The sequence below is a fragment of the Caballeronia terrestris genome (assembly GCF_001544515.1).
GTDB lineage: Bacteria > Pseudomonadota > Gammaproteobacteria > Burkholderiales > Burkholderiaceae > Caballeronia > Caballeronia terrestris.
Genome location: NZ_FCOL02000476.1, coordinates 1 through 1,096 on the forward strand (window position 1 = coordinate 1; position 1,096 = coordinate 1,096).

At 60.0% G+C, this 1,096-nt stretch carries 2 protein-coding genes and 1 pseudogene; 2 read left to right on the forward strand and 1 reads right to left on the reverse strand.

What is annotated here, in order from left to right; all coding sequences use genetic code 11:
* Together AWB67_RS38375 and tnpB are read left to right on the forward strand one after the other, a co-directional pair.
* Positions 1-229 (forward strand): annotated as a pseudogene (locus AWB67_RS38375) (IS66 family insertion sequence element accessory protein TnpB); the annotation flags it as partial.
* Positions 217-438 carry an IS66 family insertion sequence element accessory protein TnpB gene (gene tnpB / locus AWB67_RS40675; protein ID WP_235025622.1) on the forward strand — a complete coding sequence of 74 codons (222 nt, stop codon included), beginning with the start codon at positions 217-219 and terminating at the stop codon, positions 436-438. The pseudogene AWB67_RS38375 and the gene tnpB, both read left to right, overlap by 13 nt.
* Positions 439-740: 302 nt before the next feature.
* Here the strand turns inward: tnpB and AWB67_RS38385 are convergent.
* The coding region (locus AWB67_RS38385) for an IS30 family transposase (RefSeq protein WP_125477896.1) at positions 741-1,096 on the reverse strand (356 nt) is incomplete at its 5' end.

Sequence of the window (1,096 nt, forward strand, 5' to 3'; positions counted from 1 at the left end):
GCTGCGCAGTTGGGTTGCGGCGCAGGAGGAACGCGATGCCGCGCAAGCAGCCCGACAGGAATTGAATGGCCCGTCGCCGGAATTTGTGCCGCTGCAGATACAGAATGGCGTTGCAAGGGCGACGCACATCGAGATCGAGGTGCGCAGGGGCGCGACGGCGATCACGGTGCGCTGGCCGCTGTCGGCCGCGAGTGACTGCGCAACGTGCCTGCAGGGGTGGTTGCGTTGATTCGCATCGATGCCATCTGGCTCGCGACGGAGCCGATCGACATGCGCGCCGGTATCGATACGCTGCTTGCGCGTGTGGTCAAGGTGTTCGGGTCGGTAAGGCCCCATCATGCATACCTGTTTGCCAATCGTCACTCGACGCGAATGAAGGCGCTGGTCTACGATGGCCTGGGTATATGGCTTGCCGCGCGGCGGCTGAACAAGGACTGACTCGGCGTTCTTGCTCTCTATCGTGGTGAAAATCCGTACCGTGTGCCCGTACCACGGGTGCCAACGATAGAGAACTTCCCTTGACTCGGTGATATGGGCGTTGTGTTGACGGCTTGTACAACCAGCAGAGCCCTCATTCAAGTCTGTCGGACAAGACCTCGGATGAAGCTTACTTCGCGAAGCTGCCCGCGATTAAATCGGCAGCGTGACCACCAGCGTTCCACTTAAAAATCGATAAACCTGTCCGAACGAACGGGGTCACCTCTTGGTGGGCGGTTTCAAACCGAAGTGCAACGAGGGGGTTAATGTTTAGCGCTTTGAGGTTGACCTGCTGAGGCAAGTGTCGCAGCGAAGACCTCGAATGGCGAATGGAACGCGTGGGTTGCGCGCGGCCGGCTGTTCAGGCTGTCGGCGATGGCATCGAGCTCGTCCTGAGTGTAGACCGAGAGGTCGGTGCCCTTAGGTAAGTACTGTCGCAGCAATCCGTTGGTGTTTTCGCAGGTCCCGCGTTGCCAGGGACTGTGCGGGTCGCAGAAGTACACGCTTACGCCGGTGGCGGCGGCGAGTTCTTGATGCCGCGCGAGTTCCTTGCCCTGGTCGTACGTAAAGCTCTGGCGCAGGGGTTCGGGAATCGAATTGAGTTTGGCCGAGAAGCCCG